This is a genomic window from Actinomadura violacea (genome assembly GCF_017573465.1).
Taxonomy (GTDB): domain Bacteria; phylum Actinomycetota; class Actinomycetes; order Streptosporangiales; family Streptosporangiaceae; genus Spirillospora; species Spirillospora violacea.
Genome location: NZ_JAGEPF010000015.1, coordinates 124,919 through 139,445 on the forward strand (window position 1 = coordinate 124,919; position 14,527 = coordinate 139,445).

At 74.5% G+C, this 14,527-nt stretch carries 13 protein-coding genes; 9 read left to right on the plus strand and 4 right to left on the minus strand.

Annotated elements, in window-relative coordinates; genetic code table 11:
* Positions 1-89: 89 nt before the first annotated feature.
* Genes J4709_RS24595 through J4709_RS24610 form a run of 4 tightly spaced genes read right to left on the minus strand, consistent with a single transcriptional unit; the run spans position 90 to position 4,687 of the window.
* A complete protein-coding gene (locus J4709_RS24595; RefSeq protein ID WP_208244161.1) occupies positions 90-824 on the minus strand; it encodes an ABC transporter ATP-binding protein in 735 nt (244 codons plus the stop codon).
* Positions 821-2,581: a branched-chain amino acid ABC transporter ATP-binding protein/permease gene (locus J4709_RS54865; RefSeq protein ID WP_269757390.1), complete on the minus strand. Its 1,761-nt coding sequence runs from the start codon at positions 2,579-2,581 to the stop codon at positions 821-823. The genes J4709_RS24595 and J4709_RS54865 overlap by 4 nt, the downstream gene beginning before the upstream one ends.
* Positions 2,578-3,477 (minus strand): branched-chain amino acid ABC transporter permease, encoded by a 900-nt coding sequence (locus J4709_RS24605; RefSeq protein WP_208244162.1) that lies wholly within the window; start codon positions 3,475-3,477, stop codon positions 2,578-2,580. The genes J4709_RS54865 and J4709_RS24605 overlap by 4 nt, the downstream gene beginning before the upstream one ends.
* A gap of 10 nt (positions 3,478-3,487) precedes the next feature.
* Positions 3,488-4,687, minus strand: coding sequence for a branched-chain amino acid ABC transporter substrate-binding protein (locus J4709_RS24610; RefSeq protein WP_208244163.1), 1,200 nt, complete (start codon positions 4,685-4,687; stop codon positions 3,488-3,490).
* 157 nt (positions 4,688-4,844) lie between these two features.
* Here J4709_RS24610 and J4709_RS24615 point away from each other — a divergent pair, with 157 nt between their 5' ends.
* The 9 genes from J4709_RS24615 to J4709_RS24655 all read left to right on the plus strand — a co-directional run bounded on the left by J4709_RS24615 (position 4,845) and on the right by J4709_RS24655 (position 14,523).
* Complete coding sequence (locus J4709_RS24615; protein WP_208244164.1) at positions 4,845-5,822, plus strand: ornithine cyclodeaminase family protein; 978 nt, start codon at positions 4,845-4,847, stop codon at positions 5,820-5,822.
* Between the two features lie 107 nt (positions 5,823-5,929).
* The gene (locus tag J4709_RS24620) at positions 5,930-6,541 is read left to right on the plus strand and encodes a helix-turn-helix domain-containing protein (protein ID WP_307801506.1); all 612 of its coding nucleotides are present in this window, start codon (positions 5,930-5,932) and stop codon (positions 6,539-6,541) included.
* A 105-nt stretch (positions 6,542-6,646) separates the two neighbouring features.
* On the plus strand, positions 6,647-7,807 hold the full coding sequence (locus J4709_RS24625) for an NAD(P)/FAD-dependent oxidoreductase (protein ID WP_208244165.1): 1,161 nt from the start codon (positions 6,647-6,649) through the stop codon (positions 7,805-7,807).
* The gene (locus tag J4709_RS24630) at positions 7,804-8,118 is read left to right on the plus strand and encodes a (2Fe-2S)-binding protein (protein ID WP_307801507.1); all 315 of its coding nucleotides are present in this window, start codon (positions 7,804-7,806) and stop codon (positions 8,116-8,118) included. Before J4709_RS24625 ends, J4709_RS24630 begins: the two co-directional genes overlap by 4 nt.
* Entirely contained in the window at positions 8,115-9,557 is a 1,443-nt protein-coding gene (locus J4709_RS24635) for an FAD/NAD(P)-dependent oxidoreductase (protein ID WP_208244166.1), read from the plus strand. Before J4709_RS24630 ends, J4709_RS24635 begins: the two co-directional genes overlap by 4 nt.
* On the plus strand, positions 9,554-10,483 hold the full coding sequence (locus J4709_RS24640; protein WP_173092494.1) for a dihydrodipicolinate synthase family protein: 930 nt from the start codon (positions 9,554-9,556) through the stop codon (positions 10,481-10,483). Before J4709_RS24635 ends, J4709_RS24640 begins: the two co-directional genes overlap by 4 nt.
* A complete protein-coding gene (locus J4709_RS24645; protein ID WP_208244167.1) occupies positions 10,483-11,499 on the plus strand; it encodes a proline racemase family protein in 1,017 nt (338 codons plus the stop codon). Before J4709_RS24640 ends, J4709_RS24645 begins: the two co-directional genes overlap by 1 nt.
* Positions 11,500-11,638: 139 nt before the next feature.
* Entirely contained in the window at positions 11,639-13,126 is a 1,488-nt protein-coding gene (locus J4709_RS24650) for an amino acid permease (RefSeq protein WP_208244168.1), read from the plus strand.
* The gene (locus J4709_RS24655; RefSeq protein ID WP_208244169.1) at positions 13,123-14,523 is read left to right on the plus strand and encodes an aldehyde dehydrogenase (NADP(+)); all 1,401 of its coding nucleotides are present in this window, start codon (positions 13,123-13,125) and stop codon (positions 14,521-14,523) included. Before J4709_RS24650 ends, J4709_RS24655 begins: the two co-directional genes overlap by 4 nt.
* Positions 14,524-14,527 lie beyond the last annotated feature (4 nt).

Consider the following 14,527-nt stretch of genomic DNA (forward strand, 5'->3'; position numbering starts at 1 on the left):
CTGTTATCCGGCCCATGCGGCGCCGCGGGGGACTCGGTCGCCCAGAGAAACAGAAATCGGTTTCAGTAGTCGGCGCCCGCAGCGGCTGCTCAGCCGGTCTCGATGACGGGGTCGCCGCCGAGGTAGGCGGCCTTGACGCGGTCGTCGCGCGCGAGGTCCGCCGCTGGGCCGTCCAGGACGATGCGGCCCGTCTCCAGCACGTAGGCGCGGTCGGCGAGGCGGAGCGTCTGGTGCGCGTTCTGCTCGACGATCAGGACGGTCGCGCCCTGGTCCCGGATGTCGCGGACGACCTGCAGCACCTGCTGTGCCGTCCGCGGCGCGAGCCCCATCGTCGGCTCGTCGAGGGCGAGCAGCCGGGGGCGCAGCATCAGCGCGCGGCCGATCGCGAGCATCTGCTGCTCGCCGCCCGACAGCAGCCCGGCGAGCTGCCCGCGCCGCTCCCCGAGGCGCGGGAACATCGCGTACACCTCCTCGCGGCGGGCGCTCACCGCGGCCCGGTCGCGGCGCCGCAGGTAGCCGCCGAGCAGCAGGTTCTCCGCGACCGTCAGCGCCGGGAACACCCGGCGGCCCTCCGGGACGTGCCCGAGCCCGGCCGCGACGACCGTGTGCGCGTCGAGCCGGGTGATGTCGCGGCCGTCGAACTCGACGCGTCCCGACCGGGCGCGGTGCAGGCCGGTGATGGTGCGCAGCGTGGTCGTCTTGCCGGCGCCGTTGCTGCCGAGCAGCGCGACGATCTCGCCCTCGGCGACCTCGAAGGAGATCCCGGCCAGCGCCTCGACCTGCCCGTAGCGGCCGTGCAGGTCCGTCACCCGCAGCAGGGTCACCCCAGCACCTCCGTGACGAGGTCGGTCTCCGGGTCGTCGGGCACGCCGAGGTAGGCCGCGATCACCCGCGGGTCCGCCTGGATCTCGGCGGGCGGGCCCTCGGCGATCGCCCGGCCGTGCTCCAGGACGGTGACCCGGTCGGAGATCGACATGACCAGCGCGACGTCGTGCTCGATCAGCACCACCGCGGTGCCGAGCCCGCTGATCCGCGCGATCAGCTCCATCAGCGCGCGCTTCTCGGTCGGGTTGGCGCCCGCGGCGGGCTCGTCCAGCAGCAGCACCCGCGGCTCGGCGGCGAGCGCCCGCGCGATCTCCAGCCGGCGCCGGTCGCCGTAGGGCAGGCCCCCGGCGGGCCGGTCCGCCGCATCGGCCAGCCCGACGAAGTCCAGGCAGCGGCGGACCGCGTCCAGGTCGGCGCGGCGCGGCGGCCGCAGCAGCGCCCGGTCGCGGGCGAACCGGCCGATCAGCACGTTCTCGGCGACGGTCATCTCCTCGAACAGCCGGATGCTCTGGAACGTGCGGGCCAGCCCGGCGGCGGCGACCCGGTGCGGGGACAGCCCGCGCACCCGCCGCCCGCCGAGCGCGACGGTGCCCGACGACGGCGGGATCAGCCCGGTGATGCAGTTGAACGCGGTGGTCTTGCCCGCCCCGTTCGGGCCGATCACGCTCACCACCTGCCCGGCGGCGGCGCGCAGCCGCAGGTCCGCGACGGCCGTGACGCCGCCGAACTCCCGGGTCAGGCCGTCCACCTCCAGCAGCGCGCCCGTCTCGGCCCGGGCGGGCCGCGCCTCGGCGGGCGCCCGCGCGGGCAGCCGGAACCGGCGCGGCCGGGCCGGCCACACGCCCTGCGGCCGCAGGATCACGATGACGATGAGCAGCAGCGCGAAGAACAGCCCCCGGTACTCCTGCACGGTCCGCAGCGCCTCGGGCAGCGCGACGATGACGATCGCACCGACCATCACCCCGGGCCGGCTGCCCATCCCGCCGATGATCACTACGAGCAGGATCATCAGCGAGGTCAGGAACGTGAAGCTGGACGGGTCGACGGTGCCGAGCTGCGCGGCGTTCAGCGGCCCCGCGACCGCGCCGACCGCGGCGCCGAGGACGTAGGCGAGCAGCTTCACCCGCCGGGACGGGACGCCGACGGCCTCGGCGGCGGTGTCGTCGGACCGGATCGCCCGCCACGCGTACGCCAGCCGCGTCCGCGCCAGCAGGCCCGTCAGGACCAGCACGACGGCGAAGAACGCGAGCGCCAGGTAGAAGAAGCCGGCGGGCGTGACGATCTGCCGGCCGCCGACCGAGACCGGCGGGATCCCGGTCAGCCCGTTCGGGCCGCCGGTGACGTCCAGGTTCACCACGGTGATCCGGATGATCTCGCCGAAGCCGAGCGTGACGATCGCGAGGTAGTCGCTGCGCAGCCGCAGCGTCGGGTACCCGATCACGACCCCGGCGGCGGCCGCGGCGAGCACCGCGGCGGGCAGCGTCAGCCAGAAGTTCCAGTCCAGCTTCAGCATCAGCAGGCCGGAGGTGTACGCGCCGATCGCGAAGAACGCCGCGAAGCCGAGGTCGAGCAGCCCGGCGTAGCCGACAACGATGTTGATGCCGAGCCCGAGGATCGCGTAGATGAGGATCGTCCCGGCGACGGTGACCTGGTAGTCGTCCATCACCTGCCCGCCGGCGAGCGCGATCACGATCAGCAGCGGCCAGCCGCCGTGCCGGAGCGCCGGGTTCCGGAGGAGCGCGAAGCGGGCCTTCATGCGCGCTCCACGACGCGCTCGCCGAACAGCCCGGTCGGCCGCAGCGCCAGCACCGCGATCAGCAGCCCGAAGATGATCACGTCGGTCCAGCGGGACGAGACGTACCCGGCGGCGAACGACTGGACGAGCCCGATGCACACGCCCGCGACCATCGTCCCCGGCAGGTTCCCGATCCCGCCGAGCACCGCGGCGGTGAACGCGCGCAGCCCGATGAGGAAGCCCATGCCGAAGCTGATCTGCACGTAGTACAGCCCGTACATGACGCCGGCGGCGCCCGCGAGCATGGACCCGACGAAGAACGTGACGAGGATCAGCCGCTCGACGTTGATGCCCTGCAGGCGGGCGGCGTCCCGGTCCATCGCCAGCGCCCGCATCGCCGTGCCGGTGACGGTGCGGGTGACGAACAGCCACAGCCCCGCCATCAGCGCCACCGACAGCAGCACCAGCGCGAGCTGCCCGTAGGTGACGCGGACGGTGCCGCTGAAGATCCGGCCGCCGTCCAGCACCCCCGGATACGACTTGAACCGGGCGTGCGTCAGGTCCTTCACGCCCTCCTCAAGCGCCAGCGACACCCCGATCGCGGAGATCAGCAGCGCCAGCCGGGGTGAGGAGAGCAGCGGGACGTAGGCGGCGCGGGCGATCCCGGTGCCGACCACGCCCGTGGTCAGCGCGCCGACCACCACCGCGGCGAGCAGCGCGGGCCACGCCGACCCGCCGGTGACGCCGAGCGTGGTCAGCACCCCGTACCCGGCGAACGCCCCGATCATGAACACGTCGCCGTGCGCGAAGTTGATCAGCCGCACCACGCCGTAGATCATCGAGTAGCCGAGCGCGATCAGCGCCAGGAACGCCCCGATGGTCAGGCCGTTCACCAGGTACTGGACGAACTCGCTCATGCCGCCGCGCTCACGAGGCCTTGGCGTCCACCCAGGCGCCGCTCTTGTCGAGCTTCTTGAAGGCGGTGAACGCGCCGTTCTGCACGTGGACGGTGATGTACAGCGGGTCGGTCCGGTCGCCCTTCGCGTCGAAGGTGATCGGGCCGGTGATGCCGGGGAAGTCCTTGACGCCGTGCAGGCCCTTGATGATGTCGGCGCCCTTCGTCCCGGTCTGGCCGATGACCTTCGCCAGGACCTTCACCGCGTCGTACTCGTAGACGGAGAACGGCCCGGGGTCGGCGCCGTTCTTCGCCTTGTAGGCCGACACGAACCCCGATGCGGCGGGCAGGTCCTTGGCGAGCGGCGCGGTCGTGGCGATGTAGCCGTCGGCCGCCGAGCCGGCCGTCTTCAGGACGGTCGCGTCGGTCGTCGCGTCCCCGCCCATCAGCGTGAACTTCAACCCGAGCTGCTTGCGCTGCTTCATCAGCAGGCCCGCCTCGGCGTAGTAGCCGGTGAAGTACAGGACGTCCGGCTTCGTCGAGGCGATCTTCGTCAGGACGGGGCTGTAGTCGGACTGGCCGGGCTGCAGCGCGTCCTCGTAGACGACCTGGCCGCCGGCCTGCTTCACCGAGTTCGCCGCCGCGTCCGCGAGGCCCTTGGCGTAGGTGGTGTTGTCGTGCAGCAGCGCGATCCGCTTCGCGCCGAGCGGGCCGGTCATGAACTTCGCCGCGACCAGGCCCTGGTTGTCGTCGCGCCCGCAGGTGCGGAACACCTTGCCCTTGCCGCTGTCGGTGAGCGACGGGTTGGTGGAGGCGTCCATGACGAACGGCACGCTCCGCCGCCCGTAGATCGGGATGGCGGGCACCGCCGCGCCCGAGCAGTAGCCGCCGGCGACCGCCACGACGCCGCTGTTCAGCAGCTTCTGCGCGGCCTGCGCGCCCTGCTGCGCGCTGCACTGGTCGTCCGCCTGGACGATCTTGATCTTCTTGCCCTTCACCCCGCCGGCCTTGTTGACCTCGTCGGCGGCGACCCGCGCGGCGGCGAGGATGTCCTGGCCCGCGGAGGCGGAGTCGCCGCTCAGCGGCGCCGGAACGCCGATCTTGACGTCGCCGGAGCCGCCGGAGCCGCCCGATCCGCAGCCGGCGGCGAGCGGGACCAGCAGCAGCCCGGCGCCGGCCGCCGCGAGCCCGTGCGATCGCGCTCCGCCGCGCCGTCGTCTTCTGGCCGTCATCGCCGCTCCCTCGCTCGTCAGGCGGGTTGGCAAAAGCGTGATCCGCCTGCGGACGGCCGTCGAGACGACGAAGCATGCGATCTCATGTCGTGATCGGTAAGCACCGCTTGCCCTTCCGCCCTGGACGGCGCCGGGGCCGGGTCGCGAGGATCGGCGCATGGCCGACGTCCTGCTGCTGTCCGCCGCCGACGTGCGCGCGGTGTTCGACCTGCCGGCCGCGATCGAGTCGCAGCGGGCCGCGTTCGCGGCGCTCGGCACCGGCGAGGCGCGGCTCGCGCCGCGGGTGCTGCTGGACGGCCCGGACGGCGCGGTGGCGTTCAGCTACCTGTCGCGGCTTCCCGGGACGGGCGCGGTCGCGAAGTTCGGCAGCGTCACGCCGGGCAACGCCGCGCGCGGCCTGCCGAGCGTCGCGGCGCTGGTCACCGTGCAGGACCCGGTGGACGGGCGGCCCGTCGCGATCATCGAGGGCGAGGCGGTCACGACGCTGCGGACGTCCGCGGCGAGCGCGGTCGCCGCGGACCACCTCGCGGCCCCGGCCGCGTCCCGGCTCGCCGTGATCGGCTGCGGCGTGCAGGGCCGCGCGCACGTGCGGGCGCTACCGCGCGTCCGCCCGGTCGAGCGGGTGACCGTGGTCTGCCGCAACGCCGGGACGTGCGGCGCCGCCGCCGAGCTGGCCGCGGAGCTGGAGCTCCCGGTCGAGGGGACCGGGGACGTCCGCGCGGCCGTCGCCGGCGCCGACCTCGTCGTCACCGCCACCACCAGCGCGGAGCCGGTCGTCCTCGGCGAGTGGCTCGAACCGGGCTGCACGGTGCTGAGCGTCGGGTCGTTCGCGCCGGACCGCCGCGAGGTCGACGGCGCGCTCCTCGACCGCGCGGCCGCCGTCGTCGTGGACGACGTGGACACCGCCGTGCGGCAGGCGGGCCCGATCGTGGCGGGGCTGCGCGACGGACGGCTGAGCGAGGACCGGATCAGGCCCCTCGGCCCGATCGTCGCCGGGCTCGCGCCCGGCCGCGCCGCGGCCGACGACGTCGTCTTCTACAACAGCGTCGGCCTCGGCGTGCAGGACACGGCGGCCGCGGCCGTCATCGTGGAGCGCGCCCGCGCCGCCGGCGCGGGCCGGATCGTCGCGCTGTAGCGGGCCGGACCGGACGGCACGCCGCGCCGTCGGTAAACTACGTGTTCGTTAAAGCGAACGCAAGAGATGCGGGCGGGCGGCGTCCCGCGGGCGAAGGGGGCGGGCACGTGGGCGGTCCGGGCGATTCGGTGCGGGACGTGCTGGCGGGCAACCTGCGCCGCGCGCGGCTGGAGCTCGGGCTGTCGCTGTCGGAGCTGTCGCGCCGGTCGAAGATCGGCAAGGCGACGTTGTCGCAGCTGGAGGCGGGCGCGGGCAACCCGACCATCGAGACGGTGTTCAGCCTGTCGCGCGCCCTGGAGGTGCCGATCTCCGACCTGCTGGACCACCAGGAGCCGTCCGGGCTGACCGTGGTGCGCGGCGCGGACGTCGAGGTGCTGCGCGGCGAGGGCGTCGACCTGCGCCCGCTGCGCGGCATCGAGTCCGGCGGCGCGATCTTCGAGGTGTACGACCAGCAGGTCAGGGCCGGTTCCCGGCAGGACTCGCTCGGCCATGTCGGGACCGAGCACACCATCGTGCAGGCGGGCCGGCTCGGCGTTCGGGTGGACGACCGGGACGTGGAGCTCGGGCCCGGCGACTACGTGAGCTTCGATGCCCGGCTGCCGCACACCTACACCGCCCTCGATGGGGCCGTCCGGTCCGTGCTGCTCCTGCAGTACCGCTCTGACCAGCGGCTTCATGCCGCACCGGCGGAGTCGCCGCACCTGGTCGAGACGCCGTGACGGCGGTCTCATCCGCGCATTGACAGCGCGCCGCGGGCGGACGTACTCTCGGGCTCGTTCGGTTTAACGAACGCTCTGGACGGTGACGGCGCGGCGGGAGGGTCGATGACGCGGATCGTGGTGCTGGGCGCCGGGATGGTCGGCGCGGCCTGCGCCCGCGAGCTGGCCCTCGCCGGGTTCGCGGTCACGGTCGTCGACCGGTCCGGCCCGGCCGCGGGCACCACCGCGCACGGCGAGGGCAACGTCCTCGTCTCCGACAAGGGGCCCGGCCCGGAGCTGGAGCTGGCGAAGCTGTCCCGCGAGCTGTGGCCCGCGATCCTGGACGGCGACCCGAACGCGGATGCCGCCGAATGGGACCCCAAGGGCGGCATCGTCGTCGCCACCACCGCCGAGGGCGCCGGCGCGCTCACCGAGTTCGCCGAAGGGCAGCGGAAGGCCGGCGTCACCGCCGAGGAGATGGACGTCGCCGCGCTCGCCGCCGCCGAACCCCACCTCACCCGCGACGTCGCCAAAGCCGTCCGCTACCCCGAGGACGCGCAGGTGCAGCCCACCGGCGCCGCGACCGCGCTGCTCGCCGCCGCCGTCCGCGCCGGCGCCGAACTGCGCACCGGCTGCGAGGCGCTCGGCGCCGTCCGCCGCGGCGGGCGGATCACCGGCGTCCGCACCTCCGCCGGGACGATCGAGGGCGACGCCGTCGTCAACGCCGCCGGACCCTGGTCCGGGGAGGTCGCGAAGAGGCTCGGCGTCCGGCTCGACGTCCGGCCCCGCCGCGGCGAGGTGCTGGTGACCGCGCCGATGCCGCCGACCGTCTTCCACAAGGTCTACGACGCCGACTACGTGGGCGCCGTCGGCAGCGCCGCCGAGGACCTCCAGGCGTCCGCGGTCGTCGAGGCCACCCGCGGCGGCACGATCCTGCTCGGCTCGTCGCGCCGCCGCGTCGGGTTCGACGACCGGCTCCGTCCCGAGGTGCTGTCGGTCATCGCCGCCAAGGCGCTGCGGCTGTTCCCGATGCTGGCCGGCGTGCCGGTGATCCGGGCCTACGGCGGGTTCCGCCCGTTCGTCCCCGACCACCTGCCGGTCATCGGCGCCGACCCCGGCCTGGACGGCCTCTGGCACGCCACCGGCCACGAGGGCGCCGGGATCGGGCTGTCCGCCGGCACCGCCGCCGTGCTGCGCGACCTGATGCTCGGCCGCGAGCCCGCGATCGACGCCGACCCGTTCCGGGCGGACCGGCCCGCCGTCCAGTCCGAAGGAGAGAACCTGTGAGCGCGAGACTCGTGCCCGCGGCCGGCGACGCGTCCGGGCGCCGCCCCGACGTCCCGCTGCGGATCACCGTGGACGGCGAGCCCGTCGACGGCGCCGCCGGGCAGACCATCGCGGGCGTGCTGCTCGCGTCCGGGCGCCGCACCTGGCGGTCCGGGCCGTCCGGCGCCCCGCGCGGCGTGTTCTGCGGCATCGGCGCCTGCTTCGACTGCCTCGTCACCGTCAACGGCGTCCGCGACGTGCGGGCCTGCCGCCGCCGCGCCCACGACGGCGACGCGGTCGCCACCCAGTCGCGCGGCGGGGACGCCCGATGAGCCGCCATGTCGTGATCGTCGGCGCGGGCCCCGCGGGGCTCGGCGCGGCGGCGGGCGCGCTGCGCGCCGGCGCGGACGTCACGCTGGTCGACGCGTCCGAGCAGCCCGGCGGCCAGTACCACCGGATGCTCCCCGACGCGTTCGCCGCCGCGGACCCCGGACGCCTGCACCACGGCTGGCAGGGCTTCGAGCGGCTGCGCGACCACGTCCTGCGGCACCCGCGCTGCGACTGGTGGCCGGAGAGCACCGTCTGGTCGATCGAGCGGCACGACGAGGGGACGCCGGCCGTCCACGTGCTGCGCGGCGAGGCCGACGCGGCCGGCCGCGAGCGCCGCGTCCTGCAGCCGGACGCCCTGGTCCTCGCGCCCGGCGCCCACGACCGCGTCCTGCCGTTCCCCGGCTGGGAGCTGCCCGGCGTCTACACCGCCGGCGCCGCGCAGGCGCTCGCCAAGGGGGAGCGCCTCGTCGTCGGCGACCCCGTCCTGATCGCCGGTTCTGGACCGTTCCTCCTCCCGGTCGCCGCGTCGCTGATCGAGGCCGGCGCCACCGTCCTCGAGGTGCTGGAGGCCAACCCCGCCGCGACCGTCGCGCGCGGCTGGGCACGCCGCCCCTGGGAGCTGGCCTCGCAGGCCGGCAAGGCCGGGGAACTCGCCGAGTACGCGGGGCTGCTGGCCCGGCACCGCGTCCCGTACCGGACGGGCCGCGCCGTGATCGAGGCCCGGGGCGACGGGCGCGTCGAAGAAGCGGTCACGGCGCGGCTGCGTCCCGACTGGTCGGTCGTCCCCGGCACCGAGCGCACCGTCCCGGTCGACGCGCTGTGCGTCACCCACGGCTTCAGCCCGCAGCTCGAACTGCCCGTCGCGGCGGGCTGCGCGCTCGCCCGCACGCCCGGCGGCGCGTTCACCGAGGTGGACACCGACCAGTGCACCACCGCGCCCGGCGTCTACGCGGCCGGAGAGATCACCGGTATCGGCGGGGCGCCCGCCGCCCGCACCGAGGGGCTGCTCGCCGGCTGGATCGCCGGGGGAGGGGACCCCGGCGCCCGCGAGGCCGGCGCGCTGCGCCGCCGCCGCGATCAGGCCCGCGCGTTCGCCGCCCGCCTAGCGGCCGCGCACCCGATCGGTGCGGCCTGGCCCGGCTGGCTGCGCGACGAGACCGTCGTCTGCCGCTGCGAGGAGACCACCTACGGCTCCCTGTGCCGTGCGGCCGGCGACGAGGCGAGCGGGTCCGCCCGCGCGGTCAAGCTCGGCACCCGCGCCGGGCTCGGACCGTGCCAGGCCCGCGTCTGCGGCCCCACGGCCGCCGAACTGCTCTCCGGCAAGGTGCCCGGGGCGAACCCCCACCACCGGCCCATCGCCCAGCCCATCAGGCTCGGCGAGCTCGCAAGTCCCCCCACCGAGAACACACCTGACCCCGATCAGAAAGAGAGCGCCCGATGAGCGACACCAAGCTCCTGAGCCTCGGCGGCGTCATCGTTGCGACGGCGCTGCCCTACTACGAGGACGCCTCGGCCCCCGCCGGGCTCGCCGTCGACTACGACAAGTACGCCGAGCACTGCCGCTGGCTCGTCGACAACGGCTGCCGCGGCGTCGGACCGAACGGCTCCCTCGGCGAGTACTCCTCGCTGACCGACGACGAGCGCCGCCGCGTCGCGCGCACCGCCGTCGAGGCCGTCGGCAAGGACGGCGTCGTCGTGGTCGGCGTGCACGGCCCCGGCTCCCACCAGGCGAAGCAGTGGGCGGAGATCGCCGCCGAGGACGGCGCGCACGGCGTGCTGTGCCTCCCGCCGACGATGTACCGGGCCAACCGCGGCGAGGTCATCGCGCACTACGAGGCCGTAGCGTCCGCCGGGCTGCCCGTCATGGTCTACAACAACCCGATCGACACCAAGGTCGACCTCACCCCGGACCTGCTCGCCGAGATCGCGCAGATCGACGGCGTCGTCGCGGTCAAGGAGTTCTCCGGCGACGTCCGCCGCGTCCTGGAGATCAAGGAGAAGGCCCCCGGCATCGAGGTGGTCGCCGGCGCCGACGACGTCACCCTGGAGGCGCTGCTGATGGGCGCCACCGGCTGGTTCGCGGGCTTCCCGAACGTGTTCCCCGCCGAGTCCGCGCTGCTGTACGAGCTGGCCACCACCGGCAAGCTGGAGGAGGCGCGCGCGCTGTACGAGCCGCTCGTCGCCGCGTTCCGCTGGGACTCGCGCACCGAGTTCGTCCAGGCGATCAAGCTCGGCATGGAGCAGGTCGGCCGGTACGGCGGCCCGTGCCGCCCGCCGCGCGGCCCGCTCACCGACGAGCACCGCGCCGGCGTCACCGCCGACATGGCCCGCGCCATCGAGGCCCTCGCCCGGCGGCAGGCCGCCTGATGCGCTCGGTCCGGTCGATCAGCGCGGTCGACTCGCACACCGAGGGCATGCCGACCCGCGTCGTCACCGGCGGCGTCGCGCCCATCCCGGGCGCGACGATGGCCGAGCGCCGCCGCTACGCCGTCGAGCACCTCGACGGGCTGCGCCGGTTCCTGGTGGACGAGCCGCGCGGCCACCCCGCGATGAGCGGCGCGCTGCTGCAGCCGCCCACCCGGCCGGACGCCGACTGGGGCGTGGTGTACATCGAGGTCAGCGGGTTCCTGCCGATGTGCGGGCACGGCACCATCGGGGTCGCGACCGTGCTGGTCGAGACCGGGATGGTCGAGGTGACCGAGCCGGAGACGATCGTCCGGCTGGACACCCCCGCCGGGCTCGTCGAGGCCCGCGTCGCGGTCCGCGACGGCGTCGCCGAGAACGTCACGCTCCGCAACGTCCCCTCGTTCGCGCTGCGCCAGGACGCCGCCGTCGACGTGCCGGGCCTCGGCGAGGTCCGCTACGACATGGCCTACGGCGGCAACTTCTACGCGATCACCGAGCTGGAGCGGCTCGGGCTGCCGTTCGACCGGGCCCGCAAGGACGACATCCTCGAGGCCGGGCTGGCGATCATGGCGGCGATCAACGACTCCGACCGCCCCGTGCACCCCGGCGACCCGCTGATCGGCGGCTGCAAGCACGTCCAGTTCCTCGCGCCCGGCTCGGACGCGAAGCACTCGCGCAACGCCATGGCGATCCACCCCGGCTGGTTCGACCGCTCGCCGTGCGGCACCGGCACGTCCGCGCGGATGGCGCAGCTGCACGCGCGCGGCGAGCTGCCGCTGCACACCGAGTTCGTCAACGAGTCGTTCATCGGCACCCGGTTCACCGGCCGGCTCGTCGGCACCACCGAGGTCGGTACCGCCGAGGCAGGCGGCCCGCCCGCGGTGATCCCCGAGTTCACCGGCCGCGCCTGGATCACCGGCAACGCCACCTACCTGCTCGACCCCGCCGATCCGTTCCCCGAGGGCTTCGTCCTCTGACGGAACCGGCTTCTCCCGGTCCGGGGCCGCGGGCCCCGTCCGGGCATCTCACGGCGGCCGGCCGCACCGGGCCGGCCGCCGCGCACCCACCCCTGGTATTCCCCTGACCCATCCGGGAGGGACCGTCATGTCCCAAGCCATGCCCAAAACACCGCCCTCGGCCGATTCCGGCGCGAGCGGACTGTTCACCCGAGCGGGCGTCTTCCGCCTGAAGCCGGTCGACTCCTCGGAGGAGGAGACCGCCGGCGGCCTGCGCCGCACCATGGGCCTGTGGCAGCTCGTCGCGCTCAGCCTCGGCGGCCTCGTCGGCGCGGGCGTGTTCTCGCTCGCGGGCGTCGTCGCGCACGACGACGCCGGGCCCGGCGTGATGATCTCGTTCCTCATCGCGATCATCGCCAGCAGCGCCGCCGCGCTCTGCTACGCCGAGTTCGCGGGCCTCATCCCGAAGGCCGGCTCCGCCTACACCTACTCCTACGCCGCGCTCGGCGAGGCGATCGGGTGGGCGATCGGCTGGGACCTGCTGCTGGAGTACACCGCGATCGTCGCGGTCGTCGCCATCGCGATCTCCGGCTATTTGTCCTACATCCTCGACCAGGTCGGCCTCGACATCCCGCACTGGGCGCTCGGCGCGCCCGGCACCGGCTCCGGCCACAAGATCGACCTGTTCGCGGCGCTGCTGTGCCTGCTGCTGGCGTTCGTGCTGTCGCGCGGGACGAAGGAGTCGGCGCGCTTCGAGACGATCCTCGTCGTGGTGAAGCTCGGCATCGTCGCCCTGGTCGTGATCGCGGGAGCGTTCCACATCTCCGGCGGCAACTTCAGCCCGTTCCTGCCGTTCGGCATCGGCGGCGCGATCTCCGGCGCCGCCACCACGTTCTTCGCCGTGTACGGCTACGACGCGATGAGCGCCGCGGCCGAGGAGAGCGCCGAGGCCAAGAAGGTGCTGCCGAAGGCGATCGTCATCTCGCTCGCCATCGCCGCGGTCATCTACCTGCTGGTCTGCATCGTGCTGCTCGGCATGCAGGACTACCGGCACATCGACGTCAAGAGCCCGTTCTCCAGCGCGCTCGCCTCGGTCGGCCTCGCCGGCCTCGGCACCGTCGTCGCGGTCGGCGCCGTCATCGGCATCACCACCTCCGCGCTGGCGAACATGCTCGCCGTCACCCGCGTCTGGTTCTCGATGAGCCGGGACGGGCTGCTGCCCGCCTACTTCGCCAAGAACCACCCGAAGCGGCAGGTCCCGGACCGCGTCATCTGGCTCGTCGGGATCGGCTCGGCCGTCATCGCCGGGTTCCTGCCGATCAAGGAGGCCGCCGACCTCACCAACATCGGCATCCTGATGGCGTTCATCGTGGTCGCCGTCGCGATCATGGTGATGCGCAGGACCCGCCCCGACCTGCCGCGCTCGTTCCGCACCCCCTGGGTGCCGCTGGTGCCGCTGGTCGGCATCGGCTTCTCGATCTGGCTGATCGCCAACCTCGACTGGGTCACCTGGGTCCGGTTCGTGGTCTGGATGCTGCTCGGCCTGATCGTCTACGCGTTCTACGGGTACCGGAACTCGGTGGAGAATCGGGGACCGGGGACCGTCCGCACCACCCCGCAGGGCGGGGACGAAGGGAGCACCTCATGACACCCGACCAGACCGTCGCCGCCGCCGTGTCCGCCGCGGCCGGCTGGGCCGCGGCGCCGCCGCAGGAGCGCGCCGAGGGCCTGACCGCGATCGCGGACGCCCTGGAGGCCGCCCGGGCGGAGCTGGTCGCCCTCGCCGACGAGGAGAGCCGCCTCGGCGAGACCCGGCTGAACGGCGAGCTGACCCGCACGACGTTCCAGCTGAAGCTGTTCGCCGACCAGGTCCGGGAAGGCGCGTTCTACGACGCCCGCATCGACCGCCCCGACCCGCATTGGCCGAGCGGCCCCCGGCCCGACCTGCGCCGCTACCGGACGGCGCTCGGCCCGGTGCTGGTGTTCGCGGCGAGCAACTTCCCGTTCGCGTTCAGCGTCGCGGGCGGCGACACCGCGTCCGCGCTCGCCGCCGGCTGCCCCGTCGTGGTCAAGGCGCACCCCGGCCACCCCCGGCTGTCGCGCCGCACCGCCGAGATCATCGCCGGCGCGGGGCTGCCGGACGGGGTGTTCGGGCTGATCGAGGGCGAGGCGGAGGGCGTCGAGGCGCTGCGGCACCCCGGCATCGCCGCCGCCGCGTTCACCGGCTCGGAGAAGGGCGGCCTCGCCCTCGCGAAGATCGCGGCGGAGCGGCCGACCCCGATCCCGTTCTTCGGCGAGCTCGGCAGCGTCAACCCGACCGTGGTGACGCCGCGCGCCGCCGAGACGCGGGCCGACGAGATCGCACAGGGCTACGCCGCGTCCCTCACCTTGGGCGCCGGGCAGTTCTGCACCAACCCGGGCCTGCTCTTCGCGCCCGAGTCACTGGTGGACGAGATCGCCGAGCGGCTGCAGGGCGTCGCCGCCGCGCCGATGCTGAACGACCGCATCGCGTCCGGCTTCCTGGCGGTGTCGGACGTGCTCGGCGGCCGTCCCGGCGTCCGCCGCGTCGTGTGGCCGGAGGACGGGGCGTCCCTCGCCCCGCGCCTGCTGACCATGGACCTCGAGGCGTTCCGCGCCGACGCCGGCGCCGCCGGACAGGAGTGCTTCGGCCCGCTCGGCCTCGTCGTCACCTACGACGACCTCGCCGACGTCGCGGACGCCGTCGCCGCCCTGCCCGGGCAGCTCACCACCTCGCTGCACGCCGAGCAGGACGAGACCGGCGACCTCGCCGCGCTCACCGGCGTGCTCGCGGACCGCAGCGGGCGGGTGCTGTGGAACCAGTGGCCCACCGGGGTCGCCGTCAGCTACGCGATGGAGCACGGCGGCCCGTACCCGGCCACGACCGCGCCCGCGACCACCTCGGTCGGCACGGCCGCGATCGAGCGGTTCCTGCGGCCCGTGGCGTTCCAGGGCTGGCCGCAGGACCTGCTGCCGCCGCCGCTGCGCGACGACAACCCGTGGAAGGTTCCGCAGACCGTCCACTAGGCGG

Bases quoted from the DNA above. Each gene is read 5' to 3' on its own strand.
- J4709_RS24640 (WP_173092494.1), top strand. From the start codon at position 9,554: ATGAGCGACACCAAGCTCCTGAGCCTCGGCGGCGTCATCGTTGCGACG.
- J4709_RS24615 (WP_208244164.1), top strand. From the start codon at position 4,845: ATGGCCGACGTCCTGCTGCTGTCCGCCGCCGACGTGCGCGCGGTGTTC.
- J4709_RS24650 (WP_208244168.1), top strand. From the start codon at position 11,639: ATGCCCAAAACACCGCCCTCGGCCGATTCCGGCGCGAGCGGACTGTTC.
- J4709_RS24655 (WP_208244169.1), top strand. From the start codon at position 13,123: ATGACACCCGACCAGACCGTCGCCGCCGCCGTGTCCGCCGCGGCCGGC.
- J4709_RS24635 (WP_208244166.1), top strand. From the start codon at position 8,115: ATGAGCCGCCATGTCGTGATCGTCGGCGCGGGCCCCGCGGGGCTCGGC.
- J4709_RS24645 (WP_208244167.1), top strand. From the start codon at position 10,483: ATGCGCTCGGTCCGGTCGATCAGCGCGGTCGACTCGCACACCGAGGGC.
- J4709_RS24625 (WP_208244165.1), top strand. From the start codon at position 6,647: ATGACGCGGATCGTGGTGCTGGGCGCCGGGATGGTCGGCGCGGCCTGC.
- J4709_RS24610 (WP_208244163.1), bottom strand. From the start codon at position 4,687: ATGACGGCCAGAAGACGACGGCGCGGCGGAGCGCGATCGCACGGGCTC.
- J4709_RS54865 (WP_269757390.1), bottom strand. From the start codon at position 2,581: ATGAAGGCCCGCTTCGCGCTCCTCCGGAACCCGGCGCTCCGGCACGGC.
- J4709_RS24605 (WP_208244162.1), bottom strand. From the start codon at position 3,477: ATGAGCGAGTTCGTCCAGTACCTGGTGAACGGCCTGACCATCGGGGCG.